Origin of the sequence: Pseudomonas sp. IT-P2 (assembly GCF_949767575.1) — a bacterium.
Taxonomy (GTDB): Bacteria; Pseudomonadota; Gammaproteobacteria; order Pseudomonadales; family Pseudomonadaceae; genus Aquipseudomonas; species Aquipseudomonas pharyngis.
The window spans coordinates 229,391-249,175 of the sequence record NZ_CATKQA010000044.1 but is presented as its reverse complement, the minus strand read 5'-3'; the positions used below and the strand labels follow the sequence as shown (position 1 = coordinate 249,175).

Annotated in this window: 21 protein-coding genes and 1 pseudogene; 10 read left to right on the top strand and 12 right to left on the bottom strand. The window is 62.3% G+C overall.

Annotation, left to right across the window (positions count from 1 at the left end; translation table 11 throughout):
* Positions 1–14: 14 nt before the first annotated feature.
* Positions 15–1,409, bottom strand: coding sequence for a NorM family multidrug efflux MATE transporter (locus ACM6JM_RS20530; protein WP_074690005.1), 1,395 nt, complete (start codon positions 1,407–1,409; stop codon positions 15–17).
* 158 nt (positions 1,410–1,567) lie between these two features.
* Here ACM6JM_RS20530 and ACM6JM_RS20525 point away from each other — a divergent pair, with 158 nt between their 5' ends.
* The 3 genes and pseudogenes from ACM6JM_RS20525 (at position 1,568) to ACM6JM_RS20515 (ending at position 4,645) form a co-directional block, all read left to right on the top strand.
* The gene (locus ACM6JM_RS20525; protein ID WP_414882417.1) at positions 1,568–2,488 is read left to right on the top strand and encodes a LysR substrate-binding domain-containing protein; all 921 of its coding nucleotides are present in this window, start codon (positions 1,568–1,570) and stop codon (positions 2,486–2,488) included.
* A gap of 180 nt (positions 2,489–2,668) precedes the next feature.
* Positions 2,669–3,790, top strand: a pseudogene (locus ACM6JM_RS20520) (Cache 3/Cache 2 fusion domain-containing protein); the annotation flags it as partial.
* Positions 3,785–4,645 (top strand): methyl-accepting chemotaxis protein, encoded by an 861-nt coding sequence (locus ACM6JM_RS20515; protein ID WP_371855392.1) that lies wholly within the window; start codon positions 3,785–3,787, stop codon positions 4,643–4,645. The pseudogene ACM6JM_RS20520 and the gene ACM6JM_RS20515, both read left to right, overlap by 6 nt.
* Before the next feature lie 105 nt (positions 4,646–4,750).
* Here the strand turns inward: ACM6JM_RS20515 and ACM6JM_RS20510 are convergent, their stop codons facing one another.
* Positions 4,751–6,244: a YifB family Mg chelatase-like AAA ATPase gene (locus ACM6JM_RS20510; RefSeq protein ID WP_414882416.1), complete on the bottom strand. Its 1,494-nt coding sequence runs from the start codon at positions 6,242–6,244 to the stop codon at positions 4,751–4,753.
* Positions 6,245–6,550: 306 nt separating this feature from the next.
* Complete coding sequence (locus ACM6JM_RS20505; RefSeq protein WP_011336527.1) at positions 6,551–6,811, bottom strand: accessory factor UbiK family protein; 261 nt, start codon at positions 6,809–6,811, stop codon at positions 6,551–6,553.
* Positions 6,812–7,209: 398 nt separating this feature from the next.
* Here ACM6JM_RS20505 and glnK point away from each other — a divergent pair, with 398 nt between their 5' ends.
* The 4 genes from glnK to sutA all read left to right on the top strand — a co-directional run bounded on the left by glnK (position 7,210) and on the right by sutA (position 9,993).
* Positions 7,210–7,548, top strand: coding sequence for a P-II family nitrogen regulator (glnK, locus tag ACM6JM_RS20500; RefSeq protein WP_002555808.1), 339 nt, complete (start codon positions 7,210–7,212; stop codon positions 7,546–7,548).
* 37 nt (positions 7,549–7,585) lie between these two features.
* Positions 7,586–8,923 (top strand): ammonium transporter, encoded by a 1,338-nt coding sequence (locus ACM6JM_RS20495; RefSeq protein ID WP_007951904.1) that lies wholly within the window; start codon positions 7,586–7,588, stop codon positions 8,921–8,923.
* A 215-nt stretch (positions 8,924–9,138) separates the two neighbouring features.
* Complete coding sequence (locus ACM6JM_RS20490; protein WP_039765261.1) at positions 9,139–9,564, top strand: secondary thiamine-phosphate synthase enzyme YjbQ; 426 nt, start codon at positions 9,139–9,141, stop codon at positions 9,562–9,564.
* Positions 9,565–9,666: 102 nt separating this feature from the next.
* Positions 9,667–9,993, top strand: a complete 327-nt coding sequence (gene sutA, locus ACM6JM_RS20485) for a transcriptional regulator SutA (RefSeq protein ID WP_039765264.1) — start codon at positions 9,667–9,669, stop codon at positions 9,991–9,993.
* Between the two features lie 65 nt (positions 9,994–10,058).
* On the opposite strand, the gene ACM6JM_RS20480 is transcribed toward sutA, so the two are convergent.
* From ACM6JM_RS20480 to lptM, 6 genes are read right to left on the bottom strand one after another with little or no spacing between them, the layout of a single operon-like run.
* Positions 10,059–10,763: an HAD family hydrolase gene (locus ACM6JM_RS20480; RefSeq protein WP_414882415.1), complete on the bottom strand. Its 705-nt coding sequence runs from the start codon at positions 10,761–10,763 to the stop codon at positions 10,059–10,061.
* A complete protein-coding gene (xerC, locus tag ACM6JM_RS20475) occupies positions 10,760–11,659 on the bottom strand; it encodes a tyrosine recombinase XerC (protein WP_414882414.1) in 900 nt (299 codons plus the stop codon). The genes ACM6JM_RS20480 and xerC overlap by 4 nt, the downstream gene beginning before the upstream one ends.
* Before the next feature lie 2 nt (positions 11,660–11,661).
* Positions 11,662–12,387, bottom strand: coding sequence for a DUF484 family protein (locus tag ACM6JM_RS20470; RefSeq protein WP_007951894.1), 726 nt, complete (start codon positions 12,385–12,387; stop codon positions 11,662–11,664).
* 13 nt (positions 12,388–12,400) lie between these two features.
* Positions 12,401–13,231, bottom strand: coding sequence for a diaminopimelate epimerase (dapF, locus tag ACM6JM_RS20465; RefSeq protein ID WP_011336523.1), 831 nt, complete (start codon positions 13,229–13,231; stop codon positions 12,401–12,403).
* 4 nt (positions 13,232–13,235) lie between these two features.
* Positions 13,236–14,483 (bottom strand): diaminopimelate decarboxylase, encoded by a 1,248-nt coding sequence (gene lysA, locus ACM6JM_RS20460; protein WP_039765275.1) that lies wholly within the window; start codon positions 14,481–14,483, stop codon positions 13,236–13,238.
* Between the two features lie 9 nt (positions 14,484–14,492).
* Positions 14,493–14,666: an LPS translocon maturation chaperone LptM gene (lptM, locus tag ACM6JM_RS20455; protein WP_134334171.1), complete on the bottom strand. Its 174-nt coding sequence runs from the start codon at positions 14,664–14,666 to the stop codon at positions 14,493–14,495.
* A gap of 239 nt (positions 14,667–14,905) precedes the next feature.
* On the opposite strand from lptM, the gene cyaY reads away from it, so the two are divergent.
* From cyaY to rnk, 3 genes are all read left to right on the top strand, one after another.
* Positions 14,906–15,238 carry an iron donor protein CyaY gene (cyaY, locus tag ACM6JM_RS20450; protein WP_007951887.1) on the top strand — a complete coding sequence of 111 codons (333 nt, stop codon included), beginning with the start codon at positions 14,906–14,908 and terminating at the stop codon, positions 15,236–15,238.
* Between the two features lie 4 nt (positions 15,239–15,242).
* Positions 15,243–15,467, top strand: coding sequence for a DUF1289 domain-containing protein (locus ACM6JM_RS20445; RefSeq protein WP_039765278.1), 225 nt, complete (start codon positions 15,243–15,245; stop codon positions 15,465–15,467).
* A 128-nt stretch (positions 15,468–15,595) separates the two neighbouring features.
* On the top strand, positions 15,596–16,006 hold the full coding sequence (gene rnk / locus ACM6JM_RS20440; protein ID WP_007951886.1) for a nucleoside diphosphate kinase regulator: 411 nt from the start codon (positions 15,596–15,598) through the stop codon (positions 16,004–16,006).
* 6 nt (positions 16,007–16,012) lie between these two features.
* Here rnk and ACM6JM_RS20435 read toward each other — a convergent pair whose 3' ends face one another.
* The 3 genes from ACM6JM_RS20435 to ACM6JM_RS20425 all read right to left on the bottom strand — a co-directional run bounded on the left by ACM6JM_RS20435 (position 16,013) and on the right by ACM6JM_RS20425 (position 19,772).
* Positions 16,013–18,856 (bottom strand): class I adenylate cyclase, encoded by a 2,844-nt coding sequence (locus ACM6JM_RS20435; protein WP_103385882.1) that lies wholly within the window; start codon positions 18,854–18,856, stop codon positions 16,013–16,015.
* Between the two features lie 194 nt (positions 18,857–19,050).
* The gene (locus ACM6JM_RS20430) at positions 19,051–19,296 is read right to left on the bottom strand and encodes a TIGR02647 family protein (RefSeq protein WP_127648051.1); all 246 of its coding nucleotides are present in this window, start codon (positions 19,294–19,296) and stop codon (positions 19,051–19,053) included.
* Positions 19,297–19,487: 191 nt separating this feature from the next.
* A complete protein-coding gene (locus tag ACM6JM_RS20425; protein ID WP_007951881.1) occupies positions 19,488–19,772 on the bottom strand; it encodes a hypothetical protein in 285 nt (94 codons plus the stop codon).
* Positions 19,773–19,785 lie beyond the last annotated feature (13 nt).

Here is a 19,785-nt window from a genome sequence, read left to right as displayed (position 1 = left end):
TTCCACAGGGAAACTCATTCCGGCTGAGCGATCTTGAAACCTTGAGATTGCGGCTCGAGCCGAATCATCCGCTTCATCTTCCATTCGAACGCCAGCGTCAGGCTCACCGCCGCGCAGGCCAGCCCCAGCGCCAGACCCCACCAGACGCCGGTCGGCCCCCAGTGCAGATGGAACGCCATCAGCCACGCCGCCGGCGCACCGATCAGCCAGTAGCAAACGAGCCCGACCAGGAATGTGGTCTTGGCATCCTTGAGCCCGCGGATGCAGCCCATGGCAATCGTCTGCGTGCCGTCGAACAGCTCGAACCACGCCGCCACGGCCAGCAGGCTGACGGCCAGACGAATCACCTCGGCAAACGCCGGGTCGTTATGGTCGAGGAACAAACCGACCAACTGATTCGGCAGCAACCAGAACACCATCGCAAACCCCAGCATTACCACCGCACCAAAGACGATGCCGACCCGTCCCGACATCCGCGCATCGTTCAATTGCCCGGCGCCGTAATGCTGACCGACGCGCATGGTGATCGCATACGACATCCCCGCCGGAACCATGAATGCCACCGAGACAATTTGCAGGGCGATCTGGTGCGCCGCCAGTTGCGTGCTGCCCATGGTGCCCATGCACAGCGCCGCGAAGGCGAACAGCCCGACTTCCACCGCGTAGGTGCCGCCGATAGGCAAGCCCAGGCGCCAGAGTTCTTTCAAATACTGCCGATTTGGCCGCGACAGACCTTCGCGAAGCGGGTAGGCGTCATAGGCCGGATGCCGGCGAATGTGCCAGGCCAGTGCCAGCGCCATGCAGTTGGCAACGATCGCCGTGACCAGACCGATACCGGTCAGCCCCAGTTTCGGCAGGCCGAACAGGCCGGTGATCAGCGCGTAGTTGAGCAGGAAGTTGGCCACCGTACCGGCGAGGCTGATGACCATCACCGGCGTTGCCCGGCCGATGGCGCTGGTGAAGCCGCGCAAGGCCATGAAGCTCAGGTAGCCGGGCAGGGCGAACGGCAGGGCGATCAGAAATTGCCCGGCGGCGTTGACGTTGGTCTCGGTCTGGCCGAATAGCAAGAGCACCGGTTTCAGATTCCACAACAGCAGCCCGGCGCCGAGCGCCATCAGCCACGCCAGCCACAATCCGGCCTGGGTCAGGCGGGCGGCGCCGATGATGTCGCCGGCGCCCTGACGAATCGCCACCAGAGTGCCGACCGCCGCGATCACGCCGATGCAGAAAATCGACACGAACGAATAGCTCGCCGCGCCCAGACCGCCACCGGCCAGCGCTTCGGGACTGAGGCGCGCCATCATCAGGGTGTCGGTCAGCACCATCAGCATGTGCGCCAACTGCGAGGCGATCAACGGCCCCGCCAGCCGCAGGATGGCCCAGAGTTCGGTACGCACAGGACGCTGCATGGCGTTCACATCCTTATAAAAGAGGGAGCAAGAGACCGTCGATTCTCAGGGTTTGGCGCAGGTTGCACAAAGGGATAAAAAGGATGGATGGCATGATTAAAACTCATCCTTCCACGATTCTGCTAAGTTGGCGCAATCCCGCCATAGGAGCGCTGTGCATGTCCCGTCGTCTTCCCCCCTTGTATGCCCTGCGCGCATTCGAAGCGGCGGCCCGCCACAGTTCGTTCACCCGGGCAGCTGAAGAGTTGTCGATCACTCAGAGTGCGGTGAGCCGGCACATCCGCACGCTCGAAGAGCACTTCGCCTGCCGCTTGTTTCACCGCAGCGGGCGCAACCTGCAACTGACCGAGTCGGCACGCCTGCTGCTGCCGGGCATCCGTGAGGGCTTTGCCGCGCTTGAGCGGGCCTGCAATACCTTGCGCGCCGAAGATGACATCCTGCGCATGAAAGCCCCGTCGACCCTGACCATGCGCTGGTTGCTGGCGCGGCTCAGTCGTTTCAGGCATTTGCAGCCAGGCAACGAAGTGCAACTGACCAGCGCGTGGATGGACGTGGACTCGGTGGACTTCAACAACGAGCCCTTCGATTGCGCGGTGCTGCTGAGTGACGGACATTTCCCGCCGGACTGGGAAGCCAGCCTGCTGTTTCCGGAGGAGCTGATTCCGGTTGGCGCGCCGAATCTGCTCAACGATCAGCCGTGGGACGTGGCGCGGCTGGCCAGCGCCGAGCTGCTGCACCCGACGCCGGATCGCCGGGACTGGCGCAGTTGGCTGGAACACATGGGACTGTCGGAACAGGTGTCGCTCAAGGGCGGGCAGGTGTTCGACACCCTGGAGCTGGGCATGATCGCGGCAGCCAGGGGCTATGGGGTGTCCATGGGCGATCTGCTGATGGTGGCCGAGGATGTCGCGCAAGGGCGCTTGAGCCTGCCCTGGCCGACGGCGGTCGCCAGCGGACTGAATTATTACCTGGTATGGCCAAAGACCCGCCCCGGAGGTGAACGTTTGCGCCGCCTCAGCGACTTCCTGCAAGGCGAAGTCCGCGCCATGACGCTGCCGGCGGTCACGCGCTTGAGCTGAATCGTTCGAGCCTGCACAATGCCGGCCTTTCGCCATAACCCTGCTGTTCGCTCAAGTATTCGGTTTTACCGCCGAATACGTGCATGTGGAACCGTCGTGCCGGTTACCACGATTCACCCCCATTAGAAAATTATCCGAGCTGCGATCAAGGAGGATCGGAAGTTCGGCCAGGAGCTGTCCATGTCTCAACCTCGCGCTCGGATCGCCTCGCAGCTGGGCCTCGCGCTCGCCGTGATACTGGCGATTGTCATCAGCGGCAGTACAGTCTTTGCTTTGCGTTCGCTGGATACCGCCAACCTCGCCACACGTGAGGAGCACCTCGCCAGTGAGGCGCGTCTGCTCGCCGACCAATTGAGCACCTTCCACGGCACGCTGCGCGAAAGCACCCAGCGCCTGAGCGGGTTGTTCGAGAAGCGCTTCAGCGCCGGCCTGAGCATTCATCCGAGCGAGCCGGTGACCGTGGCCGGCACCCAGACGCCGGGCCTGCACCTGGGCAGCGAAGTGTTGAACAACAACTTCAAGGAAGTCGACGAGTTCAAGCAGATGACGGCGGGTGTCGCCACGCTGTTCGTGCGCAGCGGCGAAGACTTCATTCGCGTCAGCACCTCCCTGAGCAAACAGGACGGCACCCGCGCCATCGGCACCGTGCTCGACCACGCCCACCCGGCCTATGCGAAGTTGATGGCAGGGCAGGGGTACGTTGGCCGTGCCTTGCTGTTCGATCGTTCCTACATGACTCAGTACACCCCGGTGCGTGACAGCAGCGGCAAGGTGATTGCCGTGTTGTTTGTCGGCTTCGATTACACCGACGCGCAGAACGCCCAGTTCGCCAATCTCAAGCGCTTCCGCATCGGCCAGACCGGTTCGCTGGCATTGCTGGACGAGAAAAACCAATGGCTGGTGGCCCCGGCGGGCGTGCAGGCGCTGGATCAAGCGATTACGGTAATCAACGATCTGGCGAAAGCGCCGGGTAAAGGCCGGTTCTGGAGCGACAAGTCCGAAGACTTTTACAGCATCGCCGTGCCGTTCGAGGGTGGGCCGTGGTCGGTAGTGGCGAGCATGCCGAAGGCGGAGATTCGCGCGGTGACCTGGAGCGTCGGCACTCAGCTGGCCATCGGCAGTCTGCTGGCGATGCTGCTGGCGGTCGGCTCCGTGGTCTGGTTGCTGCGCAGCAAGCTGGCGCCGCTGGGCGATCTGGTGCGTCAGGCCGAAGCCCTGGGTGCCGGTGATCTGAGCGTGCGCCTGAGCGTGTCGAGCAACGACGAGATCGGTCAGCTGGCTCGCGCGTTCAACCAGATGAGCCAGGCCCTGTCGACCATGGTCGAGCACATCCGCCGCGCCTCGGAAGAGGTCAACCGTCGGGCTCAGGCGCTGTCCGGTCTGTCCGGAGGCGCCTATGAAGGCATGGAGCAACAGTCTGGCGAAATCACCAGCATGGCCGGTGCCGTTGAAGAGTTCTCCGCCACTTCGCTGAACATTGCCGACAACATGGGCAACACCCAGCGCCTTGCCCAGGAAAACGCGCAGCAGACGCAGATCGGTCGCACGTCGATGGAGGAAGCGTCTTCCTCGCTGGAGCAGATTGCCGGCGCACTGAACACCACCGCGACCGTGATCAACACGCTCGGTCAGCGTTCCCAGGAAATCGGCGGCATCGTCAGCGTGATCACCTCGATTGCCGAACAGACCAACCTGCTGGCACTCAACGCCGCCATCGAAGCGGCCCGTGCCGGCGAGCAGGGTCGCGGCTTTGCCGTGGTGGCCGACGAGGTGCGCAGCCTGGCTTCGCGTACCCGTCAGGCGACGGATGAAATTTCCAGCATGATTCACAGCATTCAGCAGGAAACCGGCAACGCCATCAGCAACATGGAGCAGGGCAATCTGCTGATGCAGGAAGGGCTGTCGCGCAACGCCAACGTCGCTTCGGCGCTGGCGCGCATTGACGAGCAAAGTCGCTCGGCGGGTGAGCAGTTTGCCGCGATCACCACCGCGACTCAGGAGCAGAGCAGCACCGCGACTTTGCTCAGCAGCAACTTGCAGAGCATCGCGATGGCCAACAGCGAGCAGCGCGAAGTGGTGTCTAACCTGGCCATCACCGCCAAGGAACTGGAAGGCCTGGCAGCCGACCTGCGCCAAGAGGTCGACCGCTTCCGTTGAGGCGTCTCTGAAATAGCGATCGCGAGCAGGCTCGCTCCCACAGGATCTATGTTGGACTTGTGGGAGCGAGCCTGCTCGCGATTGGGGCCACCCCAAACTCAGCACTTACTGAGTCGCCGGCCGATACTGCAACGCTTCGGCCAGATGCTCGCGACTGATATCTGCGCACTTTTCGAGATCCGCCAGCGTCCGCGCGACCTTGAGCAACCGATGCGCCGAGCGCAGCGACAAGGTCAGTCTTTCGCACGCCGTCTCCAGCCAGGTTTCATCGGCTGTGGATAACTTGCAGTGCTTCTTCAGCCCCGGCAAATCGAGAAACGCATTGGCGCAACCCTGGCGTTTTTGCTGACGCTCGCGGGCCTCAGCGACCCGCGTGGCCGCGCTGGCGCTGTCCTCTCCCGGTTTTACCGCAGGGTTCAGCGCTGTCGCCTCCCGCGCCACCGTCAGGTGTAAATCGATCCGGTCCAGCAACGGCCCCGACAGCTTGTTGCGATAGCGCTGCACCATGTCCGGCGTGCACGAGCACTTGCCGCTAGGTTCGCCAAGATATCCACAGGGGCAGGGATTCATCGCCGCCACCAATTGGAATCTCGCGGGAAACCGCACCCGTTCCTTGGCCCTTGCGATCACGATGCAGCCGGATTCCAGCGGTTCGCGCAGCACCTCCAGCACCTTGCGATCAAACTCGGGCAGCTCATCGAGAAACAGCACGCCGTGATGGGCGAGGGTGATTTCGCCGGGCTGAGGTTTTGAACTGCCACCGACCAATGCCGGCCCGGAAGCCGAGTGATGCGGTTGGCGGAACGGGCGTTGCGGCCAGTGAGTCAGCGGCGCGCCGCTGGCGACGGATTGAATCGCCGCCACTTCCAGCGCTTCACTCTCGGTCAGCGGTGGCAGCAGCCCTGGCAAACGACTGGCCAGCAATGTCTTGCCCGTCCCCGGTGGCCCGCTGAACAGCAGGTTGTGGGCGCCGGCAGCGGCAATCAGCAGCGCCCGTTTGGCCGCCAGTTGGCCCTGTACTTCATTCAGGTCGGGATAAGGTTTGGCAGCATGGATCAGCCCGTCCGAGACATAAGGCTCGACTGGCGTATGCCCGTTGAAATGCGCCACAGCCTCCAGCAGATGATCCACCGCAATCACCCTCAGTCCCGACGCCAGACACGCCTCTTCGGCATTCGCCCGCGGCACCACCAGCGTCCGCCCGGCCTTGCGCGCTGCCAGTGCCGCCGGCAACACCCCGCGCACCGCCCGCACGGCGCCGGATAACGCCAGTTCGCCAAGGCACTCCACATCATCCAGCGTCAACGTCGGCACCTGCACACTCGCCGACAGAATCCCCAGCGCAATCGCCAGATCGAACCGCCCGCCATCCTTGGGCAGATCCGCCGGTGCCAGATTCAGAGTGATCCGCCGCGCCGGAAACTGCAGCCCGGAATTGATGATCGCACTGCGCACCCGATCCTTGCTCTCTTTCACCGCCGCTTCAGGCAGGCCGACCATGGTCAGCGAGGGCAGGCCGTTGGCCAGGTGGACTTCGACGGTGACGGCGGGGGCATCCACGCCAATCTGGGCGCGGCTATGGACGATGGCGAGGGACATGGTCGTTCCTTGAGTTGAATCGAGGGGCCGCTTCCTGCGGGTTTTTGAAGGGTAGTCGGGGAGGGGAGTGTTGGAGGGACGGTTGCCTGGGCAAACCTTCACTGGATGTTGCGGTCGACAGCCGCACATATCTCGAGGCGAAAAAAAACCGCCTTGAGGAGACGGTTTTCAGTTGCAGGCTTCGGTGAGGCCAAGGCCTGCGCGTCCTTAGTGGACACACTCACGTTTGCTCAGGTTATGCAGGTTTGATCGCTGGCACAAGCATCAACGAAATTCCGCCAACCAGTTGCGGGCTGGGATGAGGACTCACTCAGCCGGCGGCGTCAGCTTCGCTTCCAGCTCCGCCACCTTCGCCTCAAGGCTCTCGAGCCGGGCGCGAGTGCGCGCCAGCACCACCATCTGACTGTCAAACTCTTCGCGGCTCACCAGGTCCAGTTTGCTGAAGGCACTTTGCAGCAGCATCTTGAACTGGCTTTCGATTTCGGCTTTTGGCAAGGGCGTGTCGCCGCTGAACAGGCGGGAGGCGGTGCCGCTAAGGGCGTCGAGGAAGTCTTTGGGCGCGAGCATGGGATATGTCCTGGAAACAATGGCCGGCAGTGTATCACGCAGTGTCTATAGTCATTGGCGCAGGCACGGATGCACGCTTTTCGCGCAACGGGATGCACGGCCACGCACCGTTGTTGTGCGTATCCGGAGTGCCATTTGGGTGATGGCATCTGTGGCAGCGGCCAAGGGATTGAAATCAGTGGTTTTTGGCGAGATGGCAAGCTTTCTGCTTAGTCACCTTCGACCCATGCACTGATGCAGTCGCTGTGACGAATGCAGTGCGGCAGACGGAGCGGGGAGTTTCGTCTGGAGCGGTTAGCTGGCGTCGACAACGAAGCGTTACAAAGCCAGGCACTGCGCTTAGACTTGAGTCGGGTTTGTTTTCCTGGGGCAAGTCCACCAATTCGGGAGAGAGTTTCATGAAGCTAGTCACTGCCATCATCAAGCCGTTCAAGTTGGACGACGTGCGCGAGTCGCTGTCCGAAATCGGCGTGCAGGGCATTACCGTTACTGAAGTCAAAGGCTTCGGTCGGCAGAAGGGTCACACCGAGCTGTATCGCGGCGCGGAGTATGTGGTCGATTTTCTGCCCAAGGTGAAAATCGACGTTGCCATCGACGACAAGGATCTGGATCGGGTTATCGAGGCGATAACCAAGGCTGCCAACACCGGCAAGATCGGTGACGGCAAGATCTTCGTGGTCAATCTGGAACAGGCGATCCGCATCCGTACCGGCGAAACCGATACCGACGCGATCTAAACGCCGCCACAAACCCAACGCCCCAGGAGAAAACAATATGACTCTGCGTAAATTCGCAGGGCTAGGAGCCCTGTTGTCTATCGTAATGCCCGGCCTGGCCATGGCGGCAGACGAAGTGGCAGCCCCAGTCCTGAATTCCGGCGACACCGCCTGGATGCTGACCTCCACAGCCCTCGTGCTGTTCATGACCATCCCCGGCCTCGCGCTGTTCTACGGCGGCATGGTTCGGTCGAAAAACATTCTTTCCGTGATGATGCAGTGCTTCGCCATTACCGGTCTGATCAGCGTCCTGTGGGTCATTTATGGCTACAGCATCGCGTTCGACACCACCGGCATGGAGCAGGGTGTCGTCAACTTCAACTCGTTCGTGGGCGGTTTCGGCAAGGCGTTCCTGGCCGGTGTCACGCCAGCGAGCCTGACCGGACCGGCGGCGCTGTTCCCCGAGGCGGTCTTCATCACCTTCCAGATGACCTTCGCGATCATCACTCCGGCGCTGATCGTCGGTGCGTTCGCCGAGCGGATGAAGTTCTCCGCGATGCTGATCTTCATGGGCATCTGGTTCACCCTGGTCTACGCACCGATCGCGCACATGGTCTGGTCCGGCAACGGCGGCCTGATGTGGGACTGGGGCGTGCTCGACTTCGCCGGCGGCACCGTGGTGCACATCAACGCCGGTGTGGCCGGTCTGATTGCCTGCCTGGTACTGGGTAAACGCAAAGGTTTCCCGACCACCCCGATGGCGCCACACAATCTGGGTTACACCCTGATGGGCGCGGCGATGCTGTGGGTCGGCTGGTTCGGCTTCAACGCCGGCTCCGCTGCGGCCGCCAACGGCACTGCCGGCATGGCGATGCTGGTCACTCAGATCGCTACCGCTGCTGCTGCATTGGGCTGGATGTTCGCCGAGTGGATCACCCACGGCAAACCAAGCGCACTGGGTATCGCATCCGGCGTCGTTGCAGGTCTGGTGGCGATCACTCCGGCCGCTGGCACCGTGGGCCCGATGGGCGCACTGGTGATCGGTCTGGCAGCAGGCGTGGTGTGCTTCTTCTGCGCCACCACCCTGAAACGCAAACTCGGTTATGACGACTCCCTGGATGCCTTCGGCGTGCACGGTATCGGCGGTATCCTCGGTGCGATCCTGACCGGTGTGTTCGCCGCACCGTCGCTGGGTGGCTTCGGCACCGTCACCGACATCGCCGCACAAGTCTGGATTCAGTGCAAAGGCGTCGGCTTCACCGTGATTTACACCGCCATCGTCACTTTCATCATCCTCAAGGTACTGGATGCCGTGATGGGTCTGCGTGTGACCGAGGAAGAAGAATCGGTCGGCCTGGATCTGGCACAACACAACGAGCGCGGCTACAACCTGTAAGCACGCGCCGCAAAAAACTTGCCCGGCTTGCCGGGCATTTTTTTGTCTGGAATTTGTCTTCCCCGATACAGCTCAAAGGATTTTTCGTACTGCTTTGGTCGTGTTTACGACGAGTGTTTTTCTGCGGCCAAAGGCTTACATCATTGAAGGAATATTAGGGCCTTTGTTTTTTTCCAGAGCGCGCTAGAATGCGCCCCGAACGTGCGGAGAACTGTATGTGGCAACAGACTCTGATAACCCTGCGGGCACGGCCCCGGGGCTTTCATCTGGTGACGGACGAGTTGCTCGCCGGTCTGCCTGAACTCAAGGCATGCCGGGTCGGTCTGTTGCATTTGTGGCTGCAGCATACCTCGGCGTCGTTGACCATCAACGAGAACGCCGATCCGGCGGTACGTCGCGACTTCGAACGATTTTTCAATCGTCTGATCCCACAAGGAACAGACGGCTATGAGCATAACGACGAAGGCCTGGACGACCTCCCGGCGCACTTCAAGGCCAGCGTGCTGGGCTGTCAGATCAGTTTGCCGGTAACGGCGGGTCGACTGGCACTGGGCACCTGGCAAGGCGTTTACCTGGGCGAGCACCGTGATCATGGCGGTGCCCGTAAAGTCCTCGCCACCTTGCACGGTGAAGGGGCATAAACCGTTGGTCACCAATGGTTACTGATTTTTTTCCGGCGACTTTCGACAGTCGCCAAAGCTGGTCTATAACTAATCTGCTTTTCGCAAGTCATGAGGTAGAACATGAGCGACGATGATCTGGAAAACGACGACCTCGAAGTAGGCGACGAAGACGAGGCCGAAGACGGTCTGGAAGCAGCAGCGGAAGACGCTGCTGAAGACGATGGCGGTGACGATACGCCGGTCCCGGCTGCCAAAGGCAAGGCCAAGGCGGCGGTGTCGGTCGACGAGTTGCCGAGCATCGAAGCCAAGAACAAGGAGCGCGATGCCCTGGCCAAGGCCATGGAAGAGTTCCTTGCGCGCGGTGGCAAGGTTCAGGAAGTGGAGGCCAACGTGGTCGCCGATCCGCCCAAGAAGCCGGACAACAAGTACGGCAGCCGCCCTATCTGAGGCGTGTCGCTTGCTTGCTGAAAAAGCCCGCCGTCGCTGCGGGCTTTTTCATGGGCGAAAGAAAATCAGCCGCGGCTGTTCCAGCGGGCGAGCACCGCGGGCAGATCGTTCAGGCTGCGAATCTCGGCATCCGGCTGGCGCTCCGCTTCCCAGACCTTGCCGGCGGGGTTGAACCAGATCGCTCGCAGACCGGCCTGCTGCGCCCCGGCGATGTCGTCCCCCGGGTGATCGCCGATATGCACGGCGGCTTCGGCGCTCACGCCACCGCGCTGCAACGCTTCATGGAACAGTCGCACATCCGGCTTGGCGATGCCGATGTCTTCGGCGCACAGCGCAAACTTGAAGTAGTCCGCCAGCCCGAGACGACGGACATCGGCGTTGCCATTGGTGACCACCCCGAGAGCGTAGTGTTTGGCGAGGGTTTCCAGGATCGGCTCGACCTCCGGGAACACCTCGATCTGATGCCGCGCATGCAGAAACACTTCAAAACTCTTGTCCGCCAGATCCGACGCTTCGCTGTGGGCGTATCCGGCTTCCTCCAGCGCATGGAACAGCACTCGCCGGCGCAGCGCGCTGATGCGGTGTTTCAGTCCCGGTTCATTGGCCAGTACCCGCTCACGGATCGACCACAGATGCTCCACCGGTACCGCGCCCAGATTCGGCGCATGCTCGCTCAGCCATTCGCGCAAAACCGCTTCGGCGCTGACGATCACCGGGGCGGTGTCCCACAGGGTGTCGTCGAGGTCGAAGGTGATCAACTGGATGCTCATGAATCGTCGCCTTTCATGCGTTTGGCCCGTGGATGGGCGCTGTCGTAGACCGCCGCCAGGTGCTGGAAGTCCAGGTGGGTATAGATCTGGGTGGTCTTGATGTCCGAGTGGCCGAGCAATTCCTGCACCGCGCGCAGGTCTTGGGAGGACTCGAGCAAATGGCTGGCGAAGGAGTGCCGCAGCATGTGCGGGTGCAGGTTCTGCCCCAGTTCGCGCTCGCCGGCCAGTTTGACCCGCACCTGAATTGCGCGCGGGCCGAGGCGTCGACCTTGCTGGCTGACGAATACGGCGCCGTCCGCCGGATTGGTCAGCGCCCGCAACGGCAGCCATTGCTCCAGTGCTTCCCGGGCTTTTTTGCCGACCGGCAACAGGCGCGTCTTGCTGCCCTTGCCGAGTACCTGAACCATGCCGTCGGCCAGATCGAGTTGATCGAGATTGAGCCCGGTCAGCTCCGACAGGCGCAGGCCGGAGGAATAGAACAACTCCAGAATCGCCTGATCACGTCGAGCCAGGAAATCGTCCTCAACAGCACCTTCAAGCAGTTGCAGGGCGCGGTCGGTGTCGAGGGTTTTCGGCAAGCGGCGTTCGCCTTTGGGCGGCGCGAGGCCGGTGGCCGGATCGTGATCGCAGAGGCCTTCGCGATTCAGATAGTGATAGAGCCCGCGCACGGCCGAGAGCAGGCGCGCCAGACTGCGCGAGGACTGGCCCTGGGCATGCAGGCGGGCGATCAGGCTGCGCAGGCGCTGGATGTCGAGCGCCTGCCAGCTGCCGATGTTCTGTTTGATGCACCAGCCGAGGACTTTGTCGAGATCGCGCCGGTAGGCCGACAGCGTATGCGGCGACACCTGCCGCTCACTGCGCAGGTGTTCGCAGTAAGCGTCCAGTTGTCGTTCCATGCTCAGCGTACCGAACGCAGGGAGCTGTTGACCCGTGGCAGCACGCGACCCATGACTTCGGCGATGTAGCTGAGGAACAGCGTGCCGACCGAGCTCTTGTAGTGCTGCGGATCACGGCTGGCGATGGCCAGGATTCCGTGGATGCCCTGATGGCTGACGGCGACCACGGCGGTGGAGCCGATCTGCTTGCGCTGTTCTTCGCCGAACAGGAAGTCCAGCTCATGCTCGCGCAGGCTGCCACTGACGCTCTTGCCTTCGGTGAGCAGGCCGCCGATGGCGGTTTGCGCGTCGGCGTGGGTCACCCAGCGGCCGACCGGGGCCGGGTTGTCGCCGAGCAGGATCAGGCTGACGAAGGGCACCTGGAAATCCTGACGCAGGCTGTCTTCGACGCTGATCACCACATCTTCCAGGGTGGCAGCGTCCATCAGGGCGAGGATCAGGCGACGGGTCTTGTCGAACAGGCGATCGTTGTCCCGGGCGACGTCCATCAAGTGCGAGAGGCGGTGACGCATCTCGATGTTGCGGTCGCGCAGGATGGCCATCTGGCGCTCGACCAGCGAAACGGTATCGCCGCGCTGATGGGGGATGCGCAGGGACGGCAGCAGTTCTTCATGCTCGACGAAAAAGTCCGGATGAGCCTCCAGGTACGCGGCAACCGCTGCCGCCTCCAGGCTCTCGGACGCTGATTCACCGGACTGTCGGGCGGGTACCTGAGGCTTATCGGTCATGGCTTCTGCTCACTCAAAGACGCACTTGTCCTTCGTATACGCGCACTGCCGGGCCGGTCATCAACACCGGTTGGCCGGGGCCTGCCCACTCAATGGACAGGCGCCCGCCCGGCAGGTCGATCAACAGTGGCGAATCCATCCACCCCTGACTGATCGCCGCTACAGCAGCAGCGCAGGCACCGGTGCCGCAGGCCTGGGTTTCCCCGGCGCCGCGTTCCCAGACGCGCAGTTGCGCGCGATGGCGGTCGATGACCTGGAGAAAACCGACGTTGACCCGCGCCGGAAAGCGCGGGTGATGTTCGATTTTCGGCCCCAGTTCATGCACCGGTGCAGTGTTGATATCGCTGACTCGCAGCACCGCATGGGGGTTGCCCATGGACACCGCGGCCAGATCGACCGGCGTACCGTCGACATCGACCTGATAACTCAGGGCCTGCTCCGGCGCCTGGAACGGAATGTCCGCCGGCACCAGGCGCGGGGCGCCCATGTTCACGCCGATCTGGCCGTCGTTACGCACGTCCAGTTCGATGATGCCGCCCTTGGTCTCGACGCGGATCTGCCGTTTGGCGGTCAGACGCTTGTCGAGCACGAAGCGGGCGAAGCAGCGCGCACCATTGCCGCACTGCTCCACTTCGGAACCGTCGGAGTTGAAGATCCGGTAACGGAAGTCCACATCCGGATTGCTCGGCGCTTCGACGATCAGCAACTGGTCGAAACCGATGCCGGTGTGCCGGTCGCCCCACATTTTTGCGTGCTTGGGCTGAATATGCGCGTGCTGGCTGACCAGGTCGAGGACCATGAAGTCGTTGCCCAGGCCGTGCATCTTGGTAAAACGCAGCAGCATGGGGTTACTCCGGCAGCAGGCTTTCGCCGGCAAACAGCTCGGCCACGGTTTCGCGGCGACGCACTTCAAAGGCCTGATCGCCATCCACCAGCACTTCGGCGGCACGGCCGCGGGTGTTGTAGTTGGAGCTCATCACGAAACCGTAGGCACCGGCCGAATGCACGGCCAGCAGATCGCCTTCTTCCAGCGCCAGTTCGCGTTCCTTGGCGAGGAAGTCGCCGGTTTCGCAGATCGGGCCGACCACGTCGTACTTGCGTGCAGCGGTGTCGCGCGGCTTGACCGCGGTCACGTCCATCCAGGCCTGGTACAGCGCCGGGCGGATCAGGTCGTTCATGGCCGCGTCGACGATGGCGAAGTCTTTGTGCTCGGTGTGCTTGAGGTATTCGACTTGAGTCAGCAGCACGCCGGCGTTGGCGACGATGAAGCGGCCCGGTTCGAACACCAGCGCCAGATCACGGCCGACCAGGCGCTCGCGCACAGCCTTGATGTAATCGGCAGCCAATGGCGGCTCTTCGTCGCGATAACGCACACCCAGGCCGCCACCGAGATCGATGTGGCGCAGGTGGATGCCGCAATCGCCAAGGCGATCGACCAGATCCAGCAGGCGATCAAGGGCATCGAGGAACGGCGGCAGAGTGGTCAGTTGCGAACCGATGTGGCAGTCGACGCCGACCACTTCCAGGTTCGGCAAGTGCGCGGCACGCACGTACACGTCTTCGGCGTCGGTGATGGCGATGCCGAACTTGTTCTCTTTGAGACCGGTGGAGATGTACGGGTGGGTGCCGGCATCGACGTCCGGGTTCACGCGCAGCGAGATCGGCGCGCGAACGCCCAACTCGGCGGCGACCACTTGCAGGCGCTCGAGCTCGTCGGTGGATTCGACGTTGAAGCAATGCACGCCGACTTCCAGCGCACGGCGCATGTCGTCACGGGTCTTGCCGACGCCGGAGAATACGATCTTGTCCGGGCTGCCGCCGGCGGCCAGAACGCGTTCCAGCTCGCCACGGGAGACGATGTCGAAACCGGCGCCGATACGGGCCAGGACATTCAGGACGCCGAGGTTGGAGTTGGCCTTGACCGCAAAGCAGACCAGGTGCGGCATGCCGGCCAGCGCATCGGCGTAGGCCAGGTACTGGGCCTCGATGTGAGCGCGGGAGTAGACGTAGGTGGGAGTGCCGAAGCGATCGGCGATGGCGGACAGCGCCACACCTTCCGCGAACAGCTCCCCGCCACGGTAGTTAAAAGCGTCCATGGCGATCCCTTAGTAAACGTCGTGCTTGTGTGCCTTGGAGGCAGGCTGCTTTTGCGAAGTCTGGGCTTGCTCGGCCGGGTCCTGATCTTCATCGGGCAGGTACAGCGGGCCTTTTTGACCACAAGCCGAAACAAGGCAGGCAACCGCGACGAGCGCAGCAAGGGAAGAGATCAGGCGCTTCATGGCGAAATCCTTGAAAATGCGTTAATTGCGCCGGAGTATACCGGCCACCCGGCAGCTTGCCTATGCGACGGAACTCCCGTCCGGCGGGGCTCAGGCTGCGGCGCGGAAACTTTTCCCGCGTGACGGGTGGATATTTCGTCGCCGGGCAGGGCGCTTGGTCGTTATCCTTTGCAATCGGCTGGCAGCGTCCGTATCTTGCGGCGCTTGAGCCTGATCAGACATTTTTTGAGGTTGCCGCAATGAGTTTGTCCGAAGCCCGTTTCCACGATCTGGTCGATGAAACCCAGGAAAAACTGGAAGACATCTTCGACGACAGCGACCTGGACATCGACATGGAGAACTCGGCCGGTGTGCTGACCGTCAAGTTCGAGAACGGCACCCAGCTGATCTTCAGTCGTCAGGAACCGTTGCGGCAGCTGTGGCTGGCCGCGGTGTCCGGCGGTTTCCACTTCGACTACGACGAAGAAAGCGAACGCTGGATGTGCGACAAGAGCGAAGAACAGCTGGGCGAAATGCTCGAGCGCATCGTCAAGCAGCAGGCCGGCACCGAATTCGATTTCGAAGGCCTGTGATTTCGTGACTGACACCGCGCCCGCCCGTCCGCCGAAGCCGCTCTACAGCAACGTCAGCCCGGCCGTGCCTTCGCCGTGCACCGGCGTATGCCGGCTGGATGAGCAGAAGGTCTGCCTCGGTTGCATGCGCCATGTCGAAGACATCCGCGAGTGGCGTGCGGCCGATGACGAGCGCCGCCGGGTGATTTGTGCGCAGGCCGCTCAGCGCCGGCAGCTCGCCGGCGCGTAGCTTGTATATTTTTTGAGCTGTGATAGTGTCCGGAAACGCCTCAACCCATCGAGGCCTGGTGAAAACCCCGTCTTTTTTGGCGGGGTTTTGCTTTTTTTGTGTGCAGAAGAAAGGAGTCTGCCCGGATCATGACCGCACCTTCCATCACCCTTACCCGTCTGGACGTGCAACGTCTGGAGCGCCTGATCGACAGCCTGGATGACACGCTGCCGGGCGTGATCGCGCTGCAAACCGAACTGGACCGCGCCGATACCCTGGTCGGTCACGATGAAGTGCCTGCCGATGTCGTGACGATGAATTCCCGTGTGCACTGCCGCGAAGAAAGCAGTGGCAAGGACTACCACCTGACCCTGGTCTATCCGAAGCACGCCAACGCCGACGAAGGCAAAGTCTCGATCCTGGCCCCGGTCGGCAGTGCGCTGCTGGGCCTGAAGGTTGGTCAGCACATCGACTGGCCAGCCCCGGGCGGCAAGACCCTGAAACTGACCTTGCTCGAAGTCGAATCGCAGCCGGCCAACGGCGGTGATTTCCCGGAGTAACCCGCCTCAGACCTGCTCGAGCGCCTCGTTCAGAGAGCGTTCCAGGTCGGCCTTGTAACGCAGATACAGATTGCTCGAACTCTGCCCGTCACCGATCACGCCCGACAGGTCCAGGTCGGTGATGTAGCAGCGGTAGCGCTCGGTTTCCCGGCGCTGCCCGACGATCTCCCGGGCGACCACGCTGAACAGCTGGTCACCATGTTCCAGCTCGCTGAATTCCCGTTGATTGCAATACAGCGTGACCTGCACCTCGCCGGGCGCGGCTTTGCCGACGATCGCCTGCACGTCGTAGAACGGTTTGTTGACCGGCGTCTGCGGCGCCGGGCGCATTTCGACCCGTCGCGCGCGTCCCGGCCCTGATGGCAATAACTGGTAATACAAGATTTCAAGGCTGGCGGCATGGCCCGCATCCATCGGCAGCAGCGCTTCGCGGCGGAACTGGATCGACTGCAGGAACCGCTGCAATGGCACCAACAGGCTTTGCTCGTCGTGAAAGGGCAAGTGCTGTTGCCACAGCGCATTGAATTCGTCGAGTACGTACAGCTCGGCGGTTTGTTCGGTGATCCGGTAGAACACCTGAATGCATTCAGGCTGGCCCATCGGCAGGATCAGCGCCAGGTCGTGGTCTTCCAGCGCCATCGGGTCCAGGTGCAGCGGGCTGTAGCGCGGCTGTTCCTCGCCCAGGTAATCGAGCAGCGCCGGCAGGGTGGCGAGGGCGACATGGTTGACCTGACCCGGCACCAGTTCCAGCACGTGGTAATGCTGCTGCACCTGGATCAGGTAGCGGTGATTCAGGTCGCTGAGCAACAGGGTCTGCGCGGTGTCGATGATTTCTTCCACCCGTCGCGCGATGAACTGCGCGCGGTTGTGACAGAAGCAGCGCACTCGCAGCGACGGCTGTTGCGCTCCGCGCGGCAGATTGTTGAGGTAATCGCGCAGGCAGTCCATCAGGGCATGCGGGCCATCGAAGCGGTTGACCAGCACTTCGTTCCAGCTGTTGAGCGTGACCTGATCCAAGGTCAACACCAGGTTCTCGCGCACACCGGCGTAGCTCAGCGAATCGGTACGCTCGGTGGTCATCAGGATGTTCAGGTCGCGGTGATGCTTGAGCGGATCGACCCCGACATTCACCAGCATCAACACTTCGTTCGGTACGGCGGCGCGCAGCAGCGGTTCTTCGGCAACGGTCGGCAAGGGCAGGGGGATGCTCTGTTGCAGGCTGCCGAGCAGGTTGAACAGCTCGAACTCGCTCATGTCGCTGGTGCCGGGGTGCAGGGCCAGTCGGGTGCTGCTGTCGATCACGCCGTTGCGGTGGCACCAGGTCAACAATTCCAGCAACTCGCGGCTGCGCTTGATCGGTGCGAAGTGTTCCCACTCCAGCGCTGTCAGGCTGCCGTTGTAAAGGCCCCACTGGGTCTGGCCCGGTTCCTTTTTGTTCGGCGATTGCACCAGGGTCAGCGTGTCTTCGGCCAGGTCCGGGGCGATGCCGGGATTGATGAACTCGACCTTGTCCGCCTTGCGCTCGAACGCCGCATACAGGCGCCGTCCGAGAACGTTGAGGTCGCGCTTGTTGATCAGGCTGACGGTCTGCTCTGCGCGGGCGAACTGGGTCAGGAATCGATAGCTGTAATTGAGTTCGTTGACCAGCGCCCGGCGTTCGGCGCTGACTTGGCGGACTTTCCACTGGCTGCGGCTGTCGAGCAGCGCCAGTTGCCGCTGATCCCAATGCCATTCGCTGGCCAGTCTTTCCAGCAGTGAGCGCTGCCAACTCTGGGTTCGGCTGTTGCCGGTGAGCTTGCGGTTGACCTTGAGGTACAGCGCACGGCGTACCAGCTCAAGCCGCTCCGGTTCGTTGCGCGCTGTGAGGTATTCCTCGATCCGGCGGTAGACCACCATGTACGGATCCAGCTCGTCGAGGTCCAGCCGATTGGCGAACACCGCTTGCTTGAAGCGCAGGCTCAGGCACTGCACATGCGGATGCTCGCTGGCGTAGACCTCGGTCAGCAGCAGCTTGAGCACCGATTTGTAAGGTGACTCGATGCCCTTGAACAGTTGCCACAGCCCGGCGCCGACGAATTCGCCCGGCGGAATGTGCGCCATCGGCCCCAGGTCGAGGGTTTCATCGTTGCGGATGAAACGCTTGGAAATCAGGGTGTGGGTGTACGCGTCATAGGCGCGTTCTTCGTAGACCGGCACCAGCCACCAGATCGGCGTGCGCCCAGCCAGCCAGATCGCGGTGCGGTAGAACTCGTCCAGCAGCAGATAGTGCTGGGTGGTGCCGCAATCTTCGGAGCTGAGCTGAGTATCGCGTTCGCCTTTGACGAAACGTACCGGGTCGATCAGGAAAAAGTGCGCCTCGGCTCCCTGGCTGGCGGCCCAGGTTTCGAGCAACTGGCACTTCTTGCGCAGTTCGGCCAGCTCACTATCGCTCAGGTCGGGGGCGTGGCAGACCCACACGTCCATGTCGCTCTGGTCTGCCTGGGCCAGCGTGCCGAGGCTGCCCATCAGGAACAGACCGTGAATCGGCCGTGGCGGGTTGCTTCCGTGACGCGGCTTGTAGGAAAACGAGCGGGTCAGGCGCTGGGCTTCGGCGAGCGCCTCGGCGTCAGGCTCGTAATTTGACAGCCCGGTTGGCGTGCTGCCCGAGACATAACCCGGCAGCAGCGGATGATTAACGTGAAAAAACAGCGGCAGCAGCGTCAGCACACTTTGCTGGCGCGTCGACAGGCCTTCCCGCGCCCGGTTCAGGCGGCCTTCATTGAGTTTCAGAAAGCGTGCACGTAGCTGGCTGAGTACCTTGCGGTCGATGCCTTCGTCGAGGTCGGGGCGGATTTCATGGGTGCGGGTCATGTCGGCTCAAACCGGCGCGCAGGGCTCGGAGGCAAGGGGTCTCGGGTGTCCGGGAGTTTAGCGCCTGAGCGGCAGGAGTTTTAAGCTGAATTTGTTTTTTGACGTCAGATTTCTATCGCGCGGCGATGGGGGACGTTCATGGCTGGCCCGCGGAAATCCCGTGGCAGGGGTTTCCGTGGGCAAAGTCGGGAAAATCAGGCGGTTTGCTGCTCTCTGAGAATCGTCAGTACGGTTTGCACGTTTTGTGCGGCATCGCGACCGAGGCTGGTCAGGTAACCGCCATCAGGCTGGTCTGTCAGTTCTTTTTCGAACAGGCGTTGTGCGGCGGCAATGTGCTTCGGGGCAGCGGTCTGATGAATTTTCAGACCTTCCTGGGAACTGTCCAGGTTGAAGAGTGCAAGGACTTCCAGTTCGGCAACCAACTCAGGGGTAAGCGACATAAGGACTCCAGACTTTCTAGGAATTGGACGACAGCGCCCCTAAGGTGAACCTGCCGGCGCGGCCTGTCCAGTGCGCGTGTCAGGGTTTTTGTCCCGGGGTGAATTCCAGTGTAGTCAGGGGGCGGCAGAAGGCCTCGCAGATGGGTGACAAATTGTGTGGGAGCAGGCGGGCTCCCACAGGGCGGGGCCGTTTACTGCTTTTCCGGTGGCAGTTCGGGCAGTGCGCGCAGCGCGGTTTCGTACCACTCGGTATCGAACGCGCGGTCTTCGTCGAGCATCGCGTCGATTTCACAGGCCAGCACGTGGGCCATCAGATTCAGGATGTCATCACGCTCGTAACCGACCAGCGTCAGCTTGTTGAAGGTTGCCTTGGCCGCTGGCGGGTTGTCGCTTTCGATCTGGTTCTCGATCGCTTCGATCAGCGTCGATTCGGTGAACTCTTCTTCATCATTGTCGATGTCAGTCGGCTCGCTCATGGCAGGCTCCTCA

Bases quoted from the DNA above. Each gene is read 5' to 3' on its own strand.
- cyaY (WP_007951887.1), top strand. From the start codon at position 14,906: ATGAGTTTGTCCGAAGCCCGTTTCCACGATCTGGTCGATGAAACCCAG.
- ACM6JM_RS20515 (WP_371855392.1), top strand. From the start codon at position 3,785: ATGAGCCAGGCCCTGTCGACCATGGTCGAGCACATCCGCCGCGCCTCG.
- ACM6JM_RS20530 (WP_074690005.1), bottom strand. From the start codon at position 1,409: ATGCAGCGTCCTGTGCGTACCGAACTCTGGGCCATCCTGCGGCTGGCG.
- glnK (WP_002555808.1), top strand. From the start codon at position 7,210: ATGAAGCTAGTCACTGCCATCATCAAGCCGTTCAAGTTGGACGACGTG.
- ACM6JM_RS20425 (WP_007951881.1), bottom strand. From the start codon at position 19,772: ATGAGCGAGCCGACTGACATCGACAATGATGAAGAAGAGTTCACCGAA.
- xerC (WP_414882414.1), bottom strand. From the start codon at position 11,659: ATGGAACGACAACTGGACGCTTACTGCGAACACCTGCGCAGTGAGCGG.
- sutA (WP_039765264.1), top strand. From the start codon at position 9,667: ATGAGCGACGATGATCTGGAAAACGACGACCTCGAAGTAGGCGACGAA.
- lptM (WP_134334171.1), bottom strand. From the start codon at position 14,666: ATGAAGCGCCTGATCTCTTCCCTTGCTGCGCTCGTCGCGGTTGCCTGC.
- ACM6JM_RS20510 (WP_414882416.1), bottom strand. From the start codon at position 6,244: ATGTCCCTCGCCATCGTCCATAGCCGCGCCCAGATTGGCGTGGATGCC.
- ACM6JM_RS20495 (WP_007951904.1), top strand. From the start codon at position 7,586: ATGACTCTGCGTAAATTCGCAGGGCTAGGAGCCCTGTTGTCTATCGTA.
- ACM6JM_RS20490 (WP_039765261.1), top strand. From the start codon at position 9,139: ATGTGGCAACAGACTCTGATAACCCTGCGGGCACGGCCCCGGGGCTTT.
- ACM6JM_RS20525 (WP_414882417.1), top strand. From the start codon at position 1,568: ATGTCCCGTCGTCTTCCCCCCTTGTATGCCCTGCGCGCATTCGAAGCG.
- dapF (WP_011336523.1), bottom strand. From the start codon at position 13,231: ATGCTGCTGCGTTTTACCAAGATGCACGGCCTGGGCAACGACTTCATG.
- ACM6JM_RS20430 (WP_127648051.1), bottom strand. From the start codon at position 19,296: ATGTCGCTTACCCCTGAGTTGGTTGCCGAACTGGAAGTCCTTGCACTC.
- ACM6JM_RS20480 (WP_414882415.1), bottom strand. From the start codon at position 10,763: ATGAGCATCCAGTTGATCACCTTCGACCTCGACGACACCCTGTGGGAC.
- rnk (WP_007951886.1), top strand. From the start codon at position 15,596: ATGACCGCACCTTCCATCACCCTTACCCGTCTGGACGTGCAACGTCTG.
- ACM6JM_RS20470 (WP_007951894.1), bottom strand. From the start codon at position 12,387: ATGACCGATAAGCCTCAGGTACCCGCCCGACAGTCCGGTGAATCAGCG.
- ACM6JM_RS20435 (WP_103385882.1), bottom strand. From the start codon at position 18,856: ATGACCCGCACCCATGAAATCCGCCCCGACCTCGACGAAGGCATCGAC.
- ACM6JM_RS20505 (WP_011336527.1), bottom strand. From the start codon at position 6,811: ATGCTCGCGCCCAAAGACTTCCTCGACGCCCTTAGCGGCACCGCCTCC.
- lysA (WP_039765275.1), bottom strand. From the start codon at position 14,483: ATGGACGCTTTTAACTACCGTGGCGGGGAGCTGTTCGCGGAAGGTGTG.